The organism is Aquimarina algiphila (assembly GCF_007489275.1).
GTDB lineage: Bacteria > Bacteroidota > Bacteroidia > Flavobacteriales > Flavobacteriaceae > Aquimarina > Aquimarina algiphila.
The window spans coordinates 1-261 of the sequence record NZ_VLNR01000239.1 but is presented as its reverse complement, the minus strand read 5'-3'; the positions used below and the strand labels follow the sequence as shown (position 1 = coordinate 261).

The 261-nt window shown below is 26.8% G+C and carries 1 protein-coding gene; it reads right to left on the bottom strand.

All coding sequences use genetic code 11. The features are described 5' to 3' along the window. A partial coding sequence (locus FOF46_RS31170) for a hypothetical protein (RefSeq protein ID WP_143919299.1) occupies positions 1 to 261 on the bottom strand: 261 nt, incomplete at both ends.

The window sequence follows — 261 nt, the reverse complement described above, 5'->3', positions numbered from 1 at the left end:
TCCAAATCAAAGAATTAGCTTTTTCATAATTATGCGTAATAACTTCTTTGAGATCTTCAATTGCTAATTCGTGTTGGCTATTTTTTGCATAAACTATTCCGCGTTCATATTTAATCTCATATTTACGAATATAATAATCAGAATCTATATCAAAATCTTTTGACAGTTTTAACTCCACATACATACTATCAGATTTAATGGCTCCTTTTGTTTTTAAGGCTTTTGTATAATAATTAATAGCTTTTTCATATTGATTAAGCC